This is a genomic window from Acinetobacter sp. IRS14 (assembly GCF_034650275.1).
Classification (GTDB): Bacteria; Pseudomonadota; Gammaproteobacteria; order Pseudomonadales; family Moraxellaceae; genus Acinetobacter; species Acinetobacter oleivorans.
This window is the reverse complement of the sequence record NZ_JAOVFN010000004.1, coordinates 67,303-83,028: the sequence shown is the minus strand read 5'-3', so window position 1 is coordinate 83,028 and position 15,726 is coordinate 67,303. Positions and strand designations below refer to the sequence as shown.

Below are 15,726 nucleotides of genomic sequence, written 5' to 3'. Positions count from 1 at the left end.
TGAATAAAATAATTTAAAATAACTATTGTTAAAATTGATGGAAAGGGATTTAATATTTTGCTGCTAAATGATGCATTTAATAATGTATTGCACCAATTTAATTCATTACTATGCTGAGGACCGTGCATTGAAATATAACAACCTGAATGAATTCCTGAATTACGTGCAAGCGCGTGATCCGCATCAACCTGAGTTCTTACAAGCTGTCGAAGAAGTAATGACGAGTTTGTGGCCATTTATTGAAAAAAATCCGGAATATGCAGAGCAGGGTTTGTTAGAACGCTTAGTTGAACCTGAGCGTGTGATTCAATTTCGTGTTTCATGGATGGATGATCAAGGTCAGACTCAAGTTAACCGAGCTTTCCGTGTTCAATACAATTCAGCAATTGGTCCATTCAAAGGGGGAATGCGTTTCCACCCATCGGTCAATCTATCAATTTTAAAATTTTTAGGTTTTGAGCAGACTTTTAAAAACTCACTTACCACTTTACCAATGGGTGGGGGAAAAGGTGGTTCAGATTTCGATCCTAAAGGTAAATCTGATGCTGAAATTATGCGATTCTGTCAGGCATTAATCATTGAGCTTTATCGCCATTTAGGACCAAATACTGATATTCCTGCGGGAGATATTGGTGTGGGCGCGCGTGAAGTCGGTTATATGGCTGGCATGATGAAAAAACTCAGTAATGACACCGCTTGTGTCTTTACTGGTAAGGGAATTTCATTTGGTGGTAGCTTAATGCGCCCTGAAGCAACTGGCTATGGTACGGTTTATTTTGCAGAGGAAATGCTCAAAGCACGTGGACAATCTTTTGCTGGTAAAACTGTTTCAGTATCTGGCTCTGGTAACGTTGCACAATATGCAGCAGAGAAAGCCATGTTCTTAGGGGCAAAAGTTGTTACTTTGTCTGACTCTAACGGCACGGTTTATGTAAAAAATGGTTTTACAGATGAGTTGCTTGTTGAAGTCATGGAGCTGAAAAACATTAAACGTGGTCGTATTTCCGAGTTTGCTTCTAAACATGGTTTTGAATATTTTGAAGGAAAAACGCCGTGGCATATTCCTGTCGATATTGCTTTACCATGTGCTACGCAAAATGAATTAACAGGTGAAGATGCTAAAACGCTTATTGCAAATGGCGTAATTTGTGTGGCTGAAGGCGCTAATATGCCATCTACACTTGAAGCAGTTGAACACTTCATTGAAGCTAAAATTTTGTATGCGCCAGGAAAAGCATCTAATGCGGGTGGGGTAGCAACATCTGGTTTAGAAATGTCTCAAAATGCAATTCGTTTAAGCTGGACACATGCTGAGGTCGATGAACGTTTACATGCAATCATGAAAGACATTCATGCCAATTGTGTAAGATATGGTACTAAAGAAGACGGTACTGTTAATTATGTTGATGGTGCCAATATTGCAGGTTTTGTAAAAGTGGCTGATGCAATGCTTGCTCAAGGTATTTTCTAAAAATAGAAATAAAAAATCCGATGCAAAAGCATCGGATTTTTTTTAGTCTAAAAACTTATTTTTTAGGTTTTTTAACTAATTCTTGCTCAACAACCATATCTAATACATCAGCTTGACTAGATTGGTCTGCTGCTGGGTTTTTCACTTCAAAACGTTTTACACGTAAAATTACGCGTTGATCTGGATTGTGCTCAAAACCTTCAATTTGGCCATAATATAATGACCAGTTTTTGTCAGCGTAAGTTTTAACGCCTTTGTCATCATATTTAATTTCACGAACTTGCATACAAGTTTGTGGTGCAACACCAGTACATGATTTAGTTTGTGGAGCAACTTCTAGGAAAACAGTTTTTCCTTCAGATTGATATTTTGCTTCAGGTGTCATTTTACCAGTAAAGGTATATTTTTGACCTTGAGCATCAGATACCGTTAGTGTTGGTTGATCAACGTTTGTGGTATTGAGTTCAAACGGAACCGCACGTTTTTGGAAAAGGCTGCTAGAAAATTGTTCCTGTTTCATTAAAGCAGGTTCACACGCCATCATTGTTGACATTACATCAGCAGTTACGATGGTATTGTTTTCAACTTTCCAAGTTGTTCCTTGGCGGTTACAACCCGTTGCGATCGATAAACGGTCGTTGGTAAAGTTAAGAACGATAGGTTTTTTTGTATTTTCAGGCTGATAAGACCAAGAGTAGTCGGTTAAAGCTTGAGTATTCACTGCTTTTTGACCTTGGAAAATATGTTTTTGACCAGTTTTGTCTGTCACGCTTAAAATCACCTGACCATTATTGTTGCTAATTTCGATTGGTAATTTTGCGTCACTAAAGATGCTATTCGACAATTGTTCTTGTTTCATTAAATCATCTTGGCAAGCCATCATTGTTGAAACAAGGTTAGAAGTAACAAGTTGGTTACCTTCAACTTTCCAAGTACCGCCTTGGCCATTACAACCTGTATTGATTGCTAATTTGCCATCTGCATTAAAGTTAAGGATAAGTGGTTTAGAAGCTTTTACATTTTGATAAGTCCAAGCATATTCACCTAAAGTGGCTGCAAGGTTTTGTTGTTGCTCAGATACAATTGGAGCAGGAGTATTGGTAACTGTTTGACACGCCATCAAAGAAAAAGGTAATAACGCAAGAATTAAATATTTAATTTTCATTTAAAAAAACTTCAAGTAAAAAAACAACAGCAATAAGCTTAAAACATTCTTAAAAAAAGAAAATGTAAACATTTGATTGTTTCGGTTTTTAAAATGTATAAGTTTGTAAGTTATTCTAATTTTCAACAAGAATGATGGTATACCCCGAAAAACGGGGTATTTGCTAATAATTAATCAAAACGATAGATATCCATGCCTAGCGAGCCCATTGTGAAGCTGCTGTGAACAATCGTAAAACGATTGCCTGTACCCATAGCAAAAAACAATGGGGCAAAATGTTCAAGGGTCGGATGATTACGTTTTACATACGGCAACGATTGCCAGTCTAGTACGCCATCATAATCTTGATGGGTAAGTTTATTCACAACAGCATTTCTAAACGTTGAGGCCCATTCTGGAACTTTAGAGTTGTCTCCTTGCCAAGATAGCTCTGCAAGATTATGAGTGATACTGCCTGAACCAATGAGTAAAATCTGTTTGTCACGTAAAGGCGCGAGTGTTTGTCCTATGCGATAAATTTCTTGTGCGCTTAAATTGGTTGGCAAAGAAATCTCGACCACAGGAATGTCAGCATCAGGATACATATGCAATAGAGGCATCCATACGCCATGGTCACGAGGGCGCGTACTATTCGCATGAGCAACTAAATGAGCATCTGCCAGTAATTTTAAGATTTCTTCAGCAAGTTCTGGTTGCCCAGGTGCGCTGTAGCGAATTTCATATAACTCTTTAGGAAAGCCGCGGAAGTCATGCCATGTTTCAGGGCGAGTCGAAATACTCACTTCAAGTGCTTTACTTTCCCAATGCGCAGACATCACAATGATTGCCTTTGGTGCTGGAAGATTAGCACCTAAGCGGTGTAGAGCAGGGCCTACTTGTTCTGGGTCAAGTGCAAGCATGGGTGAACCATGTGAAATAAACAGTCCGGGGAGGGTTTGTAGTTCCATTGCATTACACCTGAGTTAAAAAGCAGAATAATAGTTATTATGCCAAAATCAGGACATGTTAAAAGTATCCTGATTTCAACGGATTGTTCCTAAAATGAAACGGTTGTTGTTTTTATGCACGGTGATAGGGATGATTATGATTAATACTCATTGCCCGATATAGCTGCTCAATGAGTAAAACACGTACCAAAGGATGGGGCATTGTGAGTTTTGAAAGTGACCAATGCCATGCAGCAGCTTTACGCACTTGATCTGATAAACCATCTGGTCCACCAATAGCGAGTACTACATCATTACCTTCAAGCATCCACTGTTTCATGGTGTCAGCCAGTTTCTCTGTGCTGAGTTCTCGGCCACCGACCTCTAGAGCAATTAAAGTTTCATTCGGTTTTAAAGCATTTAAAATACTTTCACCTTCAATTTGACAATATTTTAAAATATCCGCTTCTGAATCATTCTTACCACGTTTGGCCATAGGAAGTTCAATGACTTGAGTTTGCACAAAAGGTTGAATACGTTTGAAGTAATCTTCAAAACCAGTGAGAACCCAAGCAGGCATTTTTTGACCAATGGTCAGAATACGAATTTTCATATTGTCTATTCATTTAAAACAGCTGGCGCATTATACCTGAGGAAGAGATAAGTTCGTGGTAGTAAAATAGGCATAAAAAACGCAGTCCAAAAAACGGTGTTGGACTGCGATCAAATGATCATCTGTCTGGAGTTCAGATGATCATAGAGAATAAAACAAGGCTATCTATAAAATAATAGATAACGAAGAATACTTAATTTAATTAAATACTCTTAATACCTATTATGAGGATGGTTGGATATTTTTCAATCAAATTGTGTAACAAAAAAAAGAGAGCCGAAGCTCTCTTTTTTCATATTTTAATTAGTGACGTGCTGCTTTTGAACCTTCCACCGGTTTTACAATCGGTGTTTTAGGTAAAGGCTTTGGCATCGAAACTAATGCTAAAGGTAAGATGTCATCAATACTTTTCACAGCTTTGATTTCTAAACCTTCTTTAACATTCGCAGGAATTTCTGCTAAGTCTCGAACGTTGTCTTGAGGAATGAAGACGAGCTTGATTCCACCGCGGTGTGCTGCAAGAAGTTTTTCTTTTAAGCCACCAATACGCATTGCACGACCACCTAAGCTTGTTTCACCAGTCATTGCAATATCAGGACGAATCGCAATACCTGTAAATGCTGATACAAGCGCAGTTGTTAATGCTAAACCAGCAGATGGACCATCTTTTGGTGTTGCACCTTCAGGTAAGTGAACGTGTACATCAGTTTCTTCAAAACGAGAAGCTTCAATACCTAGTTCATCGGCACGTGTGCGTACTAAAGTCATTGCTGTGGTAATAGACTCTTTCATTACATCACCGAGTGAACCAGTTGTAATGAATTTACCTTTACCTTTGACGGCTGCAACTTCAATAGTAAGCAACTCACCACCTACAGATGTCCAAGCTAGACCATTTACGCGGCCTACTTGCGCTTCATCTTCTGCAATACCAAAGTCAAACTTGTGTGGACCTAAGTATTCTGGAAGATTGGCAGAAGTCACATCAAGTTGTAAGTTTTTAGACTTTTTACTTACTGCTTCTTTTACCACTTTACGCGCAATTTTAGACACTTCACGTTCTAAACTACGTACACCAGCTTCACGTGTATAGCGCTGAACAATGTCACGAATCGCTTCTTCATGAATTGTTAACTCTTTTGCACGCAGACCATTGTTCTTAATCGCTTTTGGAACAAGGTAACGTTCAGCAATGTTAACTTTTTCATCTTCGGTATAACCCGGTAGACGAATAACTTCCATACGGTCAAGCAATGCCTCAGGAATATTCATGCTGTTTGCAGTACAGATGAACATCACTTCAGATAGGTCAAGATCAAGATCTAAATAGTGATCGTTGAACTTACTGTTTTGCGATGGATCTAATACTTCAAGCAATGCAGAAGCAGGATCACCACGGTAGTCTTGTGCCATCTTGTCAATTTCGTCGAGTAAGAACAGTGGGTTCTTCACGCCAACTTTTGTTAAAGACTGCACGATTTTACCTGGCATCGCACCAATATAAGTACGACGGTGACCACGAATTTCAGCTTCGTCACGTACGCCACCGAGTGCCATACGAACAAACTCACGACCTGTTGCTTTCGCAACTGATTCACCAAGCGAAGTTTTACCTACACCAGGAGGGCCTACTAAACATAGGATAGGACCTTTGAGTTTTTTAACACGAGACTGAACAGCTAAGTATTCAACAATACGATCTTTAACGTCATCTAAGCCGTAGTGATCTGTATCAAGAATTTCTTGAGCTTTCGCAAGGTTAATGCTGACTTTACTCGCTTTATTCCACGGCGTATCTAAAATTACTTCTAGATAGTTACGTACAACAGCAGCTTCACTAGATGCAGGTTGCATTGCTTTAAGCTTACGGAACTCAGCTTCAGCTTTTTTACGTACGTGTTCAGGTAAATCAGCTTCAGTAAGACGTTTTTCTATTTCAGCAACGTCATCTTCAGCGCCACCATTCATGTCAGAAAGTTCACGTTGAATGACTTTCATTTTTTCATTTAGAAAGTATTCACGTTGGTTTTTTTCCATTTGGCGTTTTACGCTGTCATGCAAAGTTTGTTCAATTTGCTGTTCGGCAGATTGATTTACCAAGTAGCTCATAAGCTCTTGCAAATGTGCTTCAAATTCATCGTGCTCTAAAAACTTCTGTTTAATTTCAATATTTAGAGGTACACGTGTTGCCACGAAGAACATAAGCTGTAGCAAGTCTTCAATTTTATTAGCAGCTGCAACGAGTTCACGTGCATTACGTAATTTTGCTTCAGCATATTGAGCAAATAAATTACGCAACTCTTGTAAACGAGTTTCTTGAGTAGCTTTATCTACGTTAATTGTCATTGGACTTAAGCTATGCTCAGCAGTCAAATGGCTATCTTCATCGATAATTTTTTCAAGCTTAGAGCGCTGTAACCCTTCAATCAGTACTTTAATGCAGTTTTCATCATTCTCATGATTTACAACCTGAACAATCTTAGCGACAGTTCCGTACTGATAAAGGTTATCGTGATCAATATCTTCTGTAAGCGAATCTTTTTGCGCAACTACAAATACTAAATTGTCACTGTTACGAGCCACATCAACTGCATTGATCGATTTTTCACGACCCACAAATAACGCAATTTGCATGTGTGGGTAGACCACTACATCACGTAACGCTAAAAGTGGTAATACACTTGGAACCTGAGGCTCTAAGTCAGTTTTTTCATTCATAATAAGTTCAGACATGGGCACTCCTAATGAGTGACAACGAGGTTGCCATGTTTTTTATAGTGATGTGTATTTCAAAAATTACAAGGGCCTCTCTATAGAAAATGTGGAAAAAATGACTAATTTAGTCAACTTTTTTATTAAAATATTATGAATCAACGGATTAATTCTTAAGAAGAATAAAATTTTGTAGAAAGGATAGGTAATTTAGCTTAATAATTATGAAATATTCATATAGTAAAAAAGACGTTTGGATGGAAAGTAACCATTTTCTTATGTCGTTTATCGGCATTGTATAATTAACAATAATGCAAAACTTATTTAATATTGAACATTAAATAGCCGTGTTACTATAAGTTGGTAAATCGGTCTGTCACGTAGAAGTAACCATCCTTAGGGTGGTTACTTTTATGATTTTAGGGGTATTAAAAACTTAAGACTAATTTTTAATTTTCATATAAATATTATCTTTTAAAATAATAAATATGTTGAGGGGTGAGTAAAGCATCTAAGGGTTGATCCCAGCTTTGACGTTTTAAAGTATGTTCAATAAATTGAAATTGATGAGCCATTCCCAAACGATAAGGCTTATGTTTTGCACTAGCCAATGTACGGTCATAATAGCCGCCTCCCATACCAATACGCGTACCGTAGTGATCACAAGCTAAAAGTGGCATTAACAGTAAATCAAGTTTTGATACATGTTTTCCTCTTGTTGCCATGGGTTCTTTCATACCCAATGGATGATGAGAAAAACGTCGATTAAAATATTGGTTTCTAGATATTTTTACCCAAACTAAATGTTGATTCATAGAACAAATCATAGGTAAATAAACTTGTTTATTTTTTTGAAAACATAACTTTATGATCAGATCTGTATGAACCTCTCCGAAGGCGTGCAGGTATAAACCAATTTTTTTTGATGAATGAAAAATAGCAAGACTGTTTAAATGACGCAGAACATTAAGCTGAGCTTTTTTTTGCTCTAAGGGGGACAAAGAGCGCCTTTTAGATCTTAAATTTTTTCTAATAAAACTAAGTTCATTCATGTGTAAATCTAACAAAGATTTGAGGTCTGTCGAGCAAAATTATACCTATTTTTCTTAAGTTTTATGGAAATAGAGGACTAATTAAGAAATAACTTTAAATTTACTTGATGCGAGGTATGTTCTTTAGCGATAAAAAATTCTATTTCTTTACGTATTACCAGTATTTATTTACATTTAATCAGATAAGAATATTTAAAAGGATGAATGTGAAATTGTTAAGCCTATGAAGTTAAAAATTTTAACCATTACAATAAGCGCCGTATTGATGCTAGGCGGGTGTACAAAACAAACAGAACCTGAAGCTGCTGAAGTTGACTATAAAGCTCAATTCGAAGAGTCTGACCGTAAAATTGGAGAGTTTTTAGATCAACTGGATAATCCGAATACACCACAAGAAGTTAAAGTCAAAATCTTGTGCCATGATTATCCTGAGGTTTATAAGACCCAATATATGCCTGCATTAATTAAAATTTCAACTAAACCTTATACCGAAGAAAAATTATTGTCAGATTTGAAGAGTGCAACTGATTACTACAAAGATGCCTTTGCGATTCGGTGTAACCAATAATTAATTGATGTTTTAACTCTCAAAAAATCCGATAAGTGTGAATTGATTGGCATTATTAAGTTGTGGTAAATTTCATTTTGTCTTTATAGTTGCTATTTTAGGGGGTTCTAGATATGGAAATCTTGAAATTCTTACAGAGTTTTAATACGGTTGGTACATACTTAACGATTGCTTCAACTGTTTTAGCTGGGCTTATTATTTATTTTTACGTGATTAATCCAGCGTAATCTTTTAAAAAGAAATAGTAAGAAATCTTCTATTTCTTTTTTTATAATTAAATTTTGTTATAAATTTCAAACTATAAAAATAAGGTAGGATCATGAAGTTTAAATTATTTTTTCTTAGTTTTTTAGCTTTAGGATGTCATGCCGACGACAAGTTAAGTGATCCTGATATTTGTAATGTAGTAAAAAAAGTCGCTTATACTGTCATGGAAGCACGTCAACAAAAAGTTCCATCTCAAGACTTGCAACAGATAGCGAATGGTCTTGAAGACTCAGAAGCCAAACAACTTTACCAAGATTTAATTAACTCGGCTTACTCTGCCAAAATATTTAGAACCAGTTTCTTTAAAAGAAAGGCAATAGAAGATTTTCAAGCAGGCTGGTATGAAGAGTGTCTGAGTAGAAATAAAAAAATAATATTAGAGAAGGCGGAGTAGATTAATCAGCTAAGCTGCAATTTAATGTTTAAAAAGAAAATTTTAGACTGAAAGGTCTGTATGGAAAGCTAAATTAAAATAAATATTTTGAATTTTTCTTAAAGTTAAAACTGAATGCTCCGAAGATGCCGCTGCATGTGTCGTTACCCTGAACCCGATGAGTTCTCGGGTAGAAAAGCATTTATAGCAACATGAAACAATATTAGATCATTTTTGAGTATACGAAAAGCTTTTTTAAGTTTATGTAATTTAATAAAAATATCTGAAACAATATTAAAACTTATGTAGTGATACGATAATATACTTTATTTGCCTACTATCTGCCTATTTCTGCAAATTTGCCTATTTTTCTTTGTTTTTAGCCTATTGTTTGCCTACTAAATTTTTACAATAAAAAAGGCGGTTATACCGCCATTTGTGATGTGGATTGGATGCGCTGCCGTTCAATATAAGCTAACACATCTGCTTTTTTATAAAAAATTTTTCGATAGTGGACTTTTGAAAAGGGAATACCACCACCTTCACAACGCTTTTTCTGCAACCAAGATGTCGAAACATCAAGTATGGCCGCAAGAGATTCTGGTGAAAACTCAGCATCATCATTGGCGGCATTGAACTTTTCAATCTCAGCTTCTTTATTAATACCTTTCATTTCTTTCATTCCTCAACTCCCGATTCACTTGCTTCCATCGCTTTATCAATAGCTTCACGTTTTGTTTGATGAACTGTTTCTGTTAAACGATCCCATCCATCAATCCAATAAACAGCATTGACGCAAAACCCTTCGCCGGTGCGCTCATAATTTTCATCAACATTTATGTCAGTACTTACAACCTTATTTTCTAAAAGCATGAAGTCTAAACGAGCTGTATCTTTTGCCTGATCTTCAGTAACGATGACATAACCTTCCGGCAACGCCTGAGTTTTTGACGCCTCCCAAATTAAACTTCCAGCAACTTCAATAATGTCATTAACATCGTTATTACTTAGATGAGCTGTAGCCTGGCGAAGGGTGGTCATATTTTTAGAAAGCCAATTATCATAAATTGGAAACTGTGGTGTGGATTTGACCGGTTGCTTACTCTTTAATAAATAAACATCGCCGTTTTTCTCCACTTCTAGCTCGGCCAAAATCTGTTTGATAGTTTTCGCACTTAGTTTGCATACAGTTGCCAATTGAGAAATAGTTAAGCCGTAAGTATCGCTTGCCAGTGCTTCAAAAACTTTAGCTTTATATTTTTTGAAATTAGTCATTTCATTGGCCTTTTTTAATTCTGCTGCTGTACTCATTTTCACTTTCTCCATGTAGCTTCTTTAAACTTTACATTGACTAAGCAAGCATCGATTTCTGAAGGATTAACATTGTCGAACTGGTGGTTCATGTGTGCACCTATTACTAACAAAATGCGCGTCATTGTTGAGTAGTGATATTTCATTGGCTTATCTCCAATGGTGCACCAGGTAATTGAGCTTCGCGGTTTTTATAGGCTGTCATTGCGTCATATTTTAGAGTTCCATTTTCAAGTAAACGGATCTCAGCGAATAAAGAGCGTAAAACATCAATATTCTGTGCAGCATGGATGCGCTCAATTAAAGGTCTTTCATTAAGCTCTTTAAGGCGCTTATACGAAGCATCTAGTAAAGGTTTGCGTTGTGATTCTGACCATTGACGAGTGCGCTCAAAGATCTCATTAACTTCTTCAGCGCTTCCAGCCATATCTATATCAAATGCTAATTCATCTACTAGTTCTTCTGAGTATGCGAACGAAGGGTAGTCTGGATCAGAATCAATTAAATCAAGCTGTGAAAGTTGTTCTTTTCGTTGCTCGCTCTGAATTTTCAATTCACTTAAATCTTCAGAAGTAAGATTTTTTGAGCTTGCTAAAATGGTGTCATTAACTTTGGCCAACTCATCCAATGTATTTGCCTGATCAATTAGACCGATAAGAACTGCTTTTGGTGCCGATGTTGTTTTATCGATGAAAGTTGTCTTTTCTATAACTTTCAATAAATAGTCACGTTCTTGATCTTCTAAATGCCCATTTGCACCAATTTTCCTCTTTACCGCCTGTAGTTCTTCAGCTGAAGTGCACGATTCAATCTCGCCGATAAATGAGTCATATAAAACAGAAAATACTTGCTCACTTGTTGTATCAGCTTCGTCCAATTCAATAAAATCCAGCTCAGTCAATCGAGCTTGTTTAGCAGCTTCAATTTCAGCTAATAGCACTTTGCTAAAGCCTTCTTTCTCAAGACTTGAACAAATGTTTTCGACTTCCTGCTCAGTATTGGCAATTTGCAAAGCATCTAATAGAGCTTGGTGCTGAAGATTATTTGAAGCTTGCGATGTTGCGAATCCATCAGTCGAAGAGGGTTCCAAAACTTCTGTATGAATAGGATCCTCAGCTTTAACTTCCTCAACTTGTTTTGGAGTAGCAGTCTTTGAAGATTTTTTCTTAGCTGTTTTTTGTTTTTCTGCACCGCCAATAGGTACGACACGAGTTTCATTTGTATCTACATCACGACCAACGGCTGCACAAAATGCTTTTAACTGGAGGCGAGCATTTTCTATATCTGCTTGAGCAAATCCATTTGAAACTGCTGTTTTGAGAGCTGCTGTTTCATTGAATTTGTACCAATAAATACTGCCAGTTGGCTCAATAAGATAAATGTCTTGATCTGGCTTAACATCATCAAGGGTTAGTGGTTGAGTAAATGTAATCCCGGCCAATTCAATTTTTGGCAGTTGGATACAATACTCATATCCAGGCAAAGAAAATACAGTAGCTGGGAACTGATCCAAAGTATCAAACTCACCATCGATGTGGCGGCAAAGAACAACTTTGCCGGTCATCAATGCATTAAAGGCTTCTTGATTTGAAATTAAATTAGTCATGTTTAGTTCCTGCCTTTAATCAGTGGTGTAGTGGTTGAGTTTGGTTTTTTTGCTGAAGAAGGGAATTAACTGCCCAACCCATTTGATCTGCACGAGCACGACAAGCGTTAACGATGCCAGCTGCATATTGAGAATTTGCAAAAGTGGCAATGGCTTTATCCAGGGTTGATGGATATTTAGCATTCTTGATACTGGTAAGCGCATTTGTATAACGCTGAGCTAATGACTGAGTGCTATTAGCATTGTTTGCCTGCGAGCTCTGATTAGATTGTTGGTTTTGATTACCGTTATTACGGTTGTTTTGATTTTTAGATTCTTGGTCCATTTGTTGATGATATTCATTAGTGTCATAGTCCTTAGTGTCATCAATAAGGAACAAGCCATTTAAAGCATATTTACGAGCATACGAACTCGATGCACCAAAGGTTTGAGCTACATCCATACCTTTCTTATTAACGTCAACGCCAGCGTGAGCCGTTACGGTAATTTCTTTGCCGTTAGCATCAGTAAAGACCGCTTTTGCTGTAATAACGACAACCGAGCCAACTTGCTGAACTTCGTCTGTAAGAACGAGTGTTGCACCTAATTCATTTAGATGTGGTTTAACTGCTTCAAGAATGTCTTCACAGTTACGGTATTTATATTTGCCAAAATCATTGGTTTTGTTTTTTGGAGCTTTCAACTCTTGTTGTATTTTATGTAATGCGTTGTTTTGATTAGTCATGATGCCACCCAATTAATAACGAGAGTTTTTATAAGCGATACGTTGCTCTGCGCTGTATCGTTGGGGTTGAGTACGGTTGTTTTGTTCAATAGCTCGGTGATAATTAACTCCACCTTTAAACTCAGGCTTGAACCATTTTTGGGATAGTTCATCCGTAGTAATAGGGCGGGGTTCGCTATCTTTAGAGTCTTTAACTAGCACGTTGTACCAATTAAACGGCTGTGCTCTTTTTCCACCTGTAAACTCTTTGTCAAAGTCTGGCGTAAAATCTAAAGTCAGCTTGGCCATATAAATTTTTGGACCAAGTCGAACATGGTAAAAACCTTCCTGGTCTTTAAAAAGAAACTGGCGAAAAGGTGTGGTGAAGGTCTTTTTCATGATTAAGCCTCCACCAAACGATTTTTTTCGATGAAGCCTTTAAGAAGGGCATTGATATTGCGGTGATCGTTGTAATCAGTGAAATCGTTGTATGACTTACCGTTTACATCGGTAATTTCATTGATTGTGAGCTGGGTAACATCAACAGCAGTAAATTCCGAACCTGGTACGCCGTAGCTATCTGGATGAGCCTCAAAGTCAAAGCTTACGTTTACTCGGAAGCCATCAAGTTTGATCACTGCAATACCTGATGTCTTACCTGTGATCTGGGCCGTTTGAACGCCGTATGAACTTGGTTGAGTTTGCGGTGAAAAGGTCTGGGTGTTTGTTGCTAAACTAGTTTGAGCTGTCTTGTATTCACAAGAAGCTAAACCAGCAATCAAAACAAGAGCGGTAACACCCGTAACTTTGATATGGTTGAATGGAATTGCATTTACGTTCATAATTGATCTCGCAGTTTGCAAAGCACATCGAAAGGTCAGAGAGTCGGTGTGCTTTTTTGTTGTCCGTGAGAAAAATATACCTGTAAGGTAAAATAAAGTAAATACCTGTGAGGTGAAATTATTGATTTAATTTTTTACTTATGAGGTGGAATTAATAAAATAGACAATAAAAAAACCCACAAATTTGTGGGCCTAATTTCTATAAGTTAATTTAAAATATTATTAATTGGCTTTTGGGTGATGCTGTTTGTGCTGACTTGGTGGAACAATATCAGTAATAGCAGTAATACTTTCTACCTCATCCATATCAAATGTTAACCGCTCTCCTCCATTTACTGCCAAAAGATTCAAAACATTGTTATGAATGCCTATGAATTCTTTAATTGTGCATCTACCGTCTTTTAAGCAAACTTGAACAAACTCAGTTGGAGTTAATTCTGCATCTGGGTCGCAAACCACATACCAGCCATTACGTATAGCAGGGTACATAGAATCACCTGTACCTTTAATTGCATAAGAACGATCTCCGGCAGTGTGAGTAGGAATGTACCCATCACCAGCGTTTCCATCGTACCCCATGTCTGTAAAATATCCGTCCATCCCCATTTTACTATATGCCTTAACTGGAACCCATCTTTTTGAAATAACTAAAGGTTTTTCGATAACACTAGAGAAAAGTACAGCATCTTCACTATCAGGAATATTATATTTTTTCTTAAATGCTTCTATATCGAGTTGTTTAAAACCAGTAGCACCCTGTGATTGCTGTGCTTCTTCAATTTGATTGTCAGACTGATCAAGGTAACCCCGCGGTTTATGAAAAGCTTCTTCAATCTTTAAAGCAGTTTCATCACCAATATTTTTGGTTGGGTTCTTTCCAATGTATTGACTCAACAACCCATAAGCCATTTCTATTTTTTCGGCAAATTCAGAACGAGTTAGTCCCGATTCCTTCATTAATTTCCTTGTATTACCAAGCCTAATTTCATGAATAGTCTTTAATTCACTCATTTTTCAATTCACCTCTAGCGCTGAACTCAAAAATACCTAATAGGTAGAAAAAATAAATACCCTAGTAGGTTGTATTTTATTTACCTTGTGGGTATATTTATTAAATAAAATTACCAGTGAGGTGTATTAATGCTTACTCTTCATAGCTATTGGCGGGGATTAAGTGAGAGCGACCGTCTCAAATTCTGCAAAGAGGCAGAAGTCACATACGGATATATGGAAACCCATTTAATCCATGCTCGCAAAAGACCAAGAATGGAAACCATTCAGAAAATGGTTGACGCAAGCAATCAAAAATTAACTCACGAAAGCCTATTTGATTTCTTTTTAGGTACATCAAAAACAGCTTAGGAAACAACATGAGCAAATTATCAATTGATCTATCTGCAAGCGCCAGAAATGACGCATCTCGTATATTGCATGGTCTTGATTCAAGCAACCAGAAAGAGATAGCAGAAAAATTAAAAGTTGATCCAAGCACAATAACTCGCCTTAAAACAGTTGAGAAAAACAATGGCTTAAATGAAATTGAAATGTTTTGCGAGTTATTGAGTCTACTTGGATTAAAGGTTGTTCCTAAAGATTATCAAAGCATTGATAAAGAAAGAGTGGCCGCTCTTTTAGTCATGTCTAAAAGCTGGATGAATCGTATTGAAACGGTGGATGACTTATTCCATGACGAAATCAGTGGTCAAAAGGAAAAACTTGGATATTAAAAAAGCCTGATTTCGTGGATCAGGCTTAGTTAATTCAATTACTGGCTAGAGGAACTGAATATGCAAACTAATTTACCAAATCAATCGACTAAAGACAAACTTTTAGAACAAAAGCGCCAGCAAAGTTATCAAAGCTGGCATGAACCCGCTTTAAGAACTCTGTCAGGTTTATTGGATGGTCGTAAGAAAAATTTAGCCCGTCAAAACCGTGATGTAAAAAATGCTGCTGTAACACGTGATGAGTTTATGCAATCGCTTGTAGATCAACATGGTGTACACGGAATTAATCTTTATCACGCTGGAGTAATTATCTCGAGCCTTTATAGAGCTAAGCGGATCCGATACTTAGGAACTTTCATTCAAATCATTGAGGAAGGTGAACTCTAGTGA

At 37.1% G+C, this 15,726-nt stretch carries 19 protein-coding genes; 7 read left to right on the top strand and 12 right to left on the bottom strand.

The genetic code is table 11. From position 1 onward, the window contains the following. The first annotated feature begins 67 nt into the window (after window positions 1-67). Window positions 68-1,471, top strand: coding sequence for an NADP-specific glutamate dehydrogenase (gene gdhA, locus ODQ17_RS05470; RefSeq protein ID WP_322902271.1), 1,404 nt, complete (start codon window positions 68-70; stop codon window positions 1,469-1,471). 55 nt (window positions 1,472-1,526) lie between these two features. Here the strand turns inward: gdhA and ODQ17_RS05465 are convergent, their stop codons facing one another. The 5 genes from ODQ17_RS05465 to ODQ17_RS05445 all read right to left on the bottom strand — a co-directional run bounded on the left by ODQ17_RS05465 (window position 1,527) and on the right by ODQ17_RS05445 (window position 7,939). Continuing rightward, on the bottom strand, window positions 1,527-2,636 hold the full coding sequence (locus ODQ17_RS05465; protein WP_198306844.1) for an META and DUF4377 domain-containing protein: 1,110 nt from the start codon (window positions 2,634-2,636) through the stop codon (window positions 1,527-1,529). Between the two features lie 170 nt (window positions 2,637-2,806). Continuing rightward, a complete protein-coding gene (locus tag ODQ17_RS05460; RefSeq protein ID WP_151963430.1) occupies window positions 2,807-3,583 on the bottom strand; it encodes a DODA-type extradiol aromatic ring-opening family dioxygenase in 777 nt (258 codons plus the stop codon). A 112-nt stretch (window positions 3,584-3,695) separates the two neighbouring features. Next, on the bottom strand, window positions 3,696-4,175 hold the full coding sequence (rlmH, locus tag ODQ17_RS05455) for a 23S rRNA (pseudouridine(1915)-N(3))-methyltransferase RlmH (RefSeq protein WP_004703042.1): 480 nt from the start codon (window positions 4,173-4,175) through the stop codon (window positions 3,696-3,698). A 303-nt stretch (window positions 4,176-4,478) separates the two neighbouring features. Further along, the gene (lon, locus tag ODQ17_RS05450) at window positions 4,479-6,908 is read right to left on the bottom strand and encodes an endopeptidase La (protein WP_005303397.1); all 2,430 of its coding nucleotides are present in this window, start codon (window positions 6,906-6,908) and stop codon (window positions 4,479-4,481) included. A gap of 446 nt (window positions 6,909-7,354) precedes the next feature. Beyond that, window positions 7,355-7,939 carry a 5-formyltetrahydrofolate cyclo-ligase gene (locus ODQ17_RS05445; RefSeq protein WP_322902265.1) on the bottom strand — a complete coding sequence of 195 codons (585 nt, stop codon included), beginning with the start codon at window positions 7,937-7,939 and terminating at the stop codon, window positions 7,355-7,357. A 223-nt stretch (window positions 7,940-8,162) separates the two neighbouring features. Here ODQ17_RS05445 and ODQ17_RS05440 point away from each other — a divergent pair, with 223 nt between their 5' ends. The 3 genes from ODQ17_RS05440 to ODQ17_RS05430 all read left to right on the top strand — a co-directional run bounded on the left by ODQ17_RS05440 (window position 8,163) and on the right by ODQ17_RS05430 (window position 9,168). Then, window positions 8,163-8,507 (top strand): hypothetical protein, encoded by a 345-nt coding sequence (locus ODQ17_RS05440; protein WP_322902263.1) that lies wholly within the window; start codon window positions 8,163-8,165, stop codon window positions 8,505-8,507. A 113-nt stretch (window positions 8,508-8,620) separates the two neighbouring features. Beyond that, window positions 8,621-8,734 carry a hypothetical protein gene (locus ODQ17_RS05435; RefSeq protein WP_004793930.1) on the top strand — a complete coding sequence of 38 codons (114 nt, stop codon included), beginning with the start codon at window positions 8,621-8,623 and terminating at the stop codon, window positions 8,732-8,734. Between the two features lie 92 nt (window positions 8,735-8,826). Then, complete coding sequence (locus ODQ17_RS05430; RefSeq protein WP_322902261.1) at window positions 8,827-9,168, top strand: hypothetical protein; 342 nt, start codon at window positions 8,827-8,829, stop codon at window positions 9,166-9,168. Between the two features lie 403 nt (window positions 9,169-9,571). Here ODQ17_RS05430 and ODQ17_RS05425 read toward each other — a convergent pair whose 3' ends face one another. From ODQ17_RS05425 to ODQ17_RS05395, 7 genes are all read right to left on the bottom strand, one after another. Next, the gene (locus ODQ17_RS05425) at window positions 9,572-9,829 is read right to left on the bottom strand and encodes a helix-turn-helix domain-containing protein (protein WP_322902259.1); all 258 of its coding nucleotides are present in this window, start codon (window positions 9,827-9,829) and stop codon (window positions 9,572-9,574) included. Next, on the bottom strand, window positions 9,826-10,458 hold the full coding sequence (locus ODQ17_RS05420) for a hypothetical protein (protein ID WP_322902257.1): 633 nt from the start codon (window positions 10,456-10,458) through the stop codon (window positions 9,826-9,828). The genes ODQ17_RS05425 and ODQ17_RS05420 overlap by 4 nt, the downstream gene beginning before the upstream one ends. A 142-nt stretch (window positions 10,459-10,600) precedes the next feature. Next, complete coding sequence (locus tag ODQ17_RS05415) at window positions 10,601-12,064, bottom strand: hypothetical protein (RefSeq protein WP_322902255.1); 1,464 nt, start codon at window positions 12,062-12,064, stop codon at window positions 10,601-10,603. A gap of 19 nt (window positions 12,065-12,083) precedes the next feature. Continuing rightward, window positions 12,084-12,788, bottom strand: coding sequence for an ERF family protein (locus ODQ17_RS05410; protein WP_322902253.1), 705 nt, complete (start codon window positions 12,786-12,788; stop codon window positions 12,084-12,086). Between the two features lie 12 nt (window positions 12,789-12,800). Next, on the bottom strand, window positions 12,801-13,166 hold the full coding sequence (locus ODQ17_RS05405; protein WP_284085894.1) for a hypothetical protein: 366 nt from the start codon (window positions 13,164-13,166) through the stop codon (window positions 12,801-12,803). Window positions 13,167-13,168: 2 nt separating this feature from the next. Continuing rightward, window positions 13,169-13,609 carry a hypothetical protein gene (locus tag ODQ17_RS05400; protein WP_322902250.1) on the bottom strand — a complete coding sequence of 147 codons (441 nt, stop codon included), beginning with the start codon at window positions 13,607-13,609 and terminating at the stop codon, window positions 13,169-13,171. 222 nt (window positions 13,610-13,831) lie between these two features. Then, window positions 13,832-14,620, bottom strand: coding sequence for a LexA family transcriptional regulator (locus tag ODQ17_RS05395; protein WP_322902248.1), 789 nt, complete (start codon window positions 14,618-14,620; stop codon window positions 13,832-13,834). Between the two features lie 129 nt (window positions 14,621-14,749). On the opposite strand from ODQ17_RS05395, the gene ODQ17_RS05390 reads away from it, so the two are divergent. Genes ODQ17_RS05390 through ODQ17_RS05380 form a run of 3 tightly spaced genes read left to right on the top strand, consistent with a single transcriptional unit; the run spans window position 14,750 to window position 15,723 of the window. Then, window positions 14,750-14,971 (top strand): hypothetical protein, encoded by a 222-nt coding sequence (locus ODQ17_RS05390; protein ID WP_057104843.1) that lies wholly within the window; start codon window positions 14,750-14,752, stop codon window positions 14,969-14,971. Window positions 14,972-14,979: 8 nt separating this feature from the next. After that, window positions 14,980-15,336 carry a transcriptional regulator gene (locus ODQ17_RS05385; RefSeq protein WP_322902245.1) on the top strand — a complete coding sequence of 119 codons (357 nt, stop codon included), beginning with the start codon at window positions 14,980-14,982 and terminating at the stop codon, window positions 15,334-15,336. A gap of 60 nt (window positions 15,337-15,396) precedes the next feature. Beyond that, complete coding sequence (locus ODQ17_RS05380) at window positions 15,397-15,723, top strand: hypothetical protein (protein WP_322902243.1); 327 nt, start codon at window positions 15,397-15,399, stop codon at window positions 15,721-15,723. Window positions 15,724-15,726: the final 3 nt, after the last annotated feature.

What these genes read in the sequence shown, in the direction of transcription:
- gdhA (WP_322902271.1), top strand. Translation starts at nt 68, where the DNA reads ATGATGCATTTAATAATGTATTGCACCAATTTAATTCATTACTATGCT.
- ODQ17_RS05465 (WP_198306844.1), bottom strand. Translation starts at nt 2,636, where the DNA reads ATGAAAATTAAATATTTAATTCTTGCGTTATTACCTTTTTCTTTGATG.
- ODQ17_RS05460 (WP_151963430.1), bottom strand. Translation starts at nt 3,583, where the DNA reads ATGGAACTACAAACCCTCCCCGGACTGTTTATTTCACATGGTTCACCC.
- rlmH (WP_004703042.1), bottom strand. Translation starts at nt 4,175, where the DNA reads ATGAAAATTCGTATTCTGACCATTGGTCAAAAAATGCCTGCTTGGGTT.
- lon (WP_005303397.1), bottom strand. Translation starts at nt 6,908, where the DNA reads ATGTCTGAACTTATTATGAATGAAAAAACTGACTTAGAGCCTCAGGTT.
- ODQ17_RS05445 (WP_322902265.1), bottom strand. Translation starts at nt 7,939, where the DNA reads ATGAATGAACTTAGTTTTATTAGAAAAAATTTAAGATCTAAAAGGCGC.
- ODQ17_RS05440 (WP_322902263.1), top strand. Translation starts at nt 8,163, where the DNA reads ATGAAGTTAAAAATTTTAACCATTACAATAAGCGCCGTATTGATGCTA.
- ODQ17_RS05435 (WP_004793930.1), top strand. Translation starts at nt 8,621, where the DNA reads ATGGAAATCTTGAAATTCTTACAGAGTTTTAATACGGTTGGTACATAC.
- ODQ17_RS05430 (WP_322902261.1), top strand. Translation starts at nt 8,827, where the DNA reads ATGAAGTTTAAATTATTTTTTCTTAGTTTTTTAGCTTTAGGATGTCAT.
- ODQ17_RS05425 (WP_322902259.1), bottom strand. Translation starts at nt 9,829, where the DNA reads ATGAAAGAAATGAAAGGTATTAATAAAGAAGCTGAGATTGAAAAGTTC.
- ODQ17_RS05420 (WP_322902257.1), bottom strand. Translation starts at nt 10,458, where the DNA reads ATGAGTACAGCAGCAGAATTAAAAAAGGCCAATGAAATGACTAATTTC.
- ODQ17_RS05415 (WP_322902255.1), bottom strand. Translation starts at nt 12,064, where the DNA reads ATGACTAATTTAATTTCAAATCAAGAAGCCTTTAATGCATTGATGACC.
- ODQ17_RS05410 (WP_322902253.1), bottom strand. Translation starts at nt 12,788, where the DNA reads ATGACTAATCAAAACAACGCATTACATAAAATACAACAAGAGTTGAAA.
- ODQ17_RS05405 (WP_284085894.1), bottom strand. Translation starts at nt 13,166, where the DNA reads ATGAAAAAGACCTTCACCACACCTTTTCGCCAGTTTCTTTTTAAAGAC.
- ODQ17_RS05400 (WP_322902250.1), bottom strand. Translation starts at nt 13,609, where the DNA reads ATGAACGTAAATGCAATTCCATTCAACCATATCAAAGTTACGGGTGTT.
- ODQ17_RS05395 (WP_322902248.1), bottom strand. Translation starts at nt 14,620, where the DNA reads ATGAGTGAATTAAAGACTATTCATGAAATTAGGCTTGGTAATACAAGG.
- ODQ17_RS05390 (WP_057104843.1), top strand. Translation starts at nt 14,750, where the DNA reads ATGCTTACTCTTCATAGCTATTGGCGGGGATTAAGTGAGAGCGACCGT.
- ODQ17_RS05385 (WP_322902245.1), top strand. Translation starts at nt 14,980, where the DNA reads ATGAGCAAATTATCAATTGATCTATCTGCAAGCGCCAGAAATGACGCA.
- ODQ17_RS05380 (WP_322902243.1), top strand. Translation starts at nt 15,397, where the DNA reads ATGCAAACTAATTTACCAAATCAATCGACTAAAGACAAACTTTTAGAA.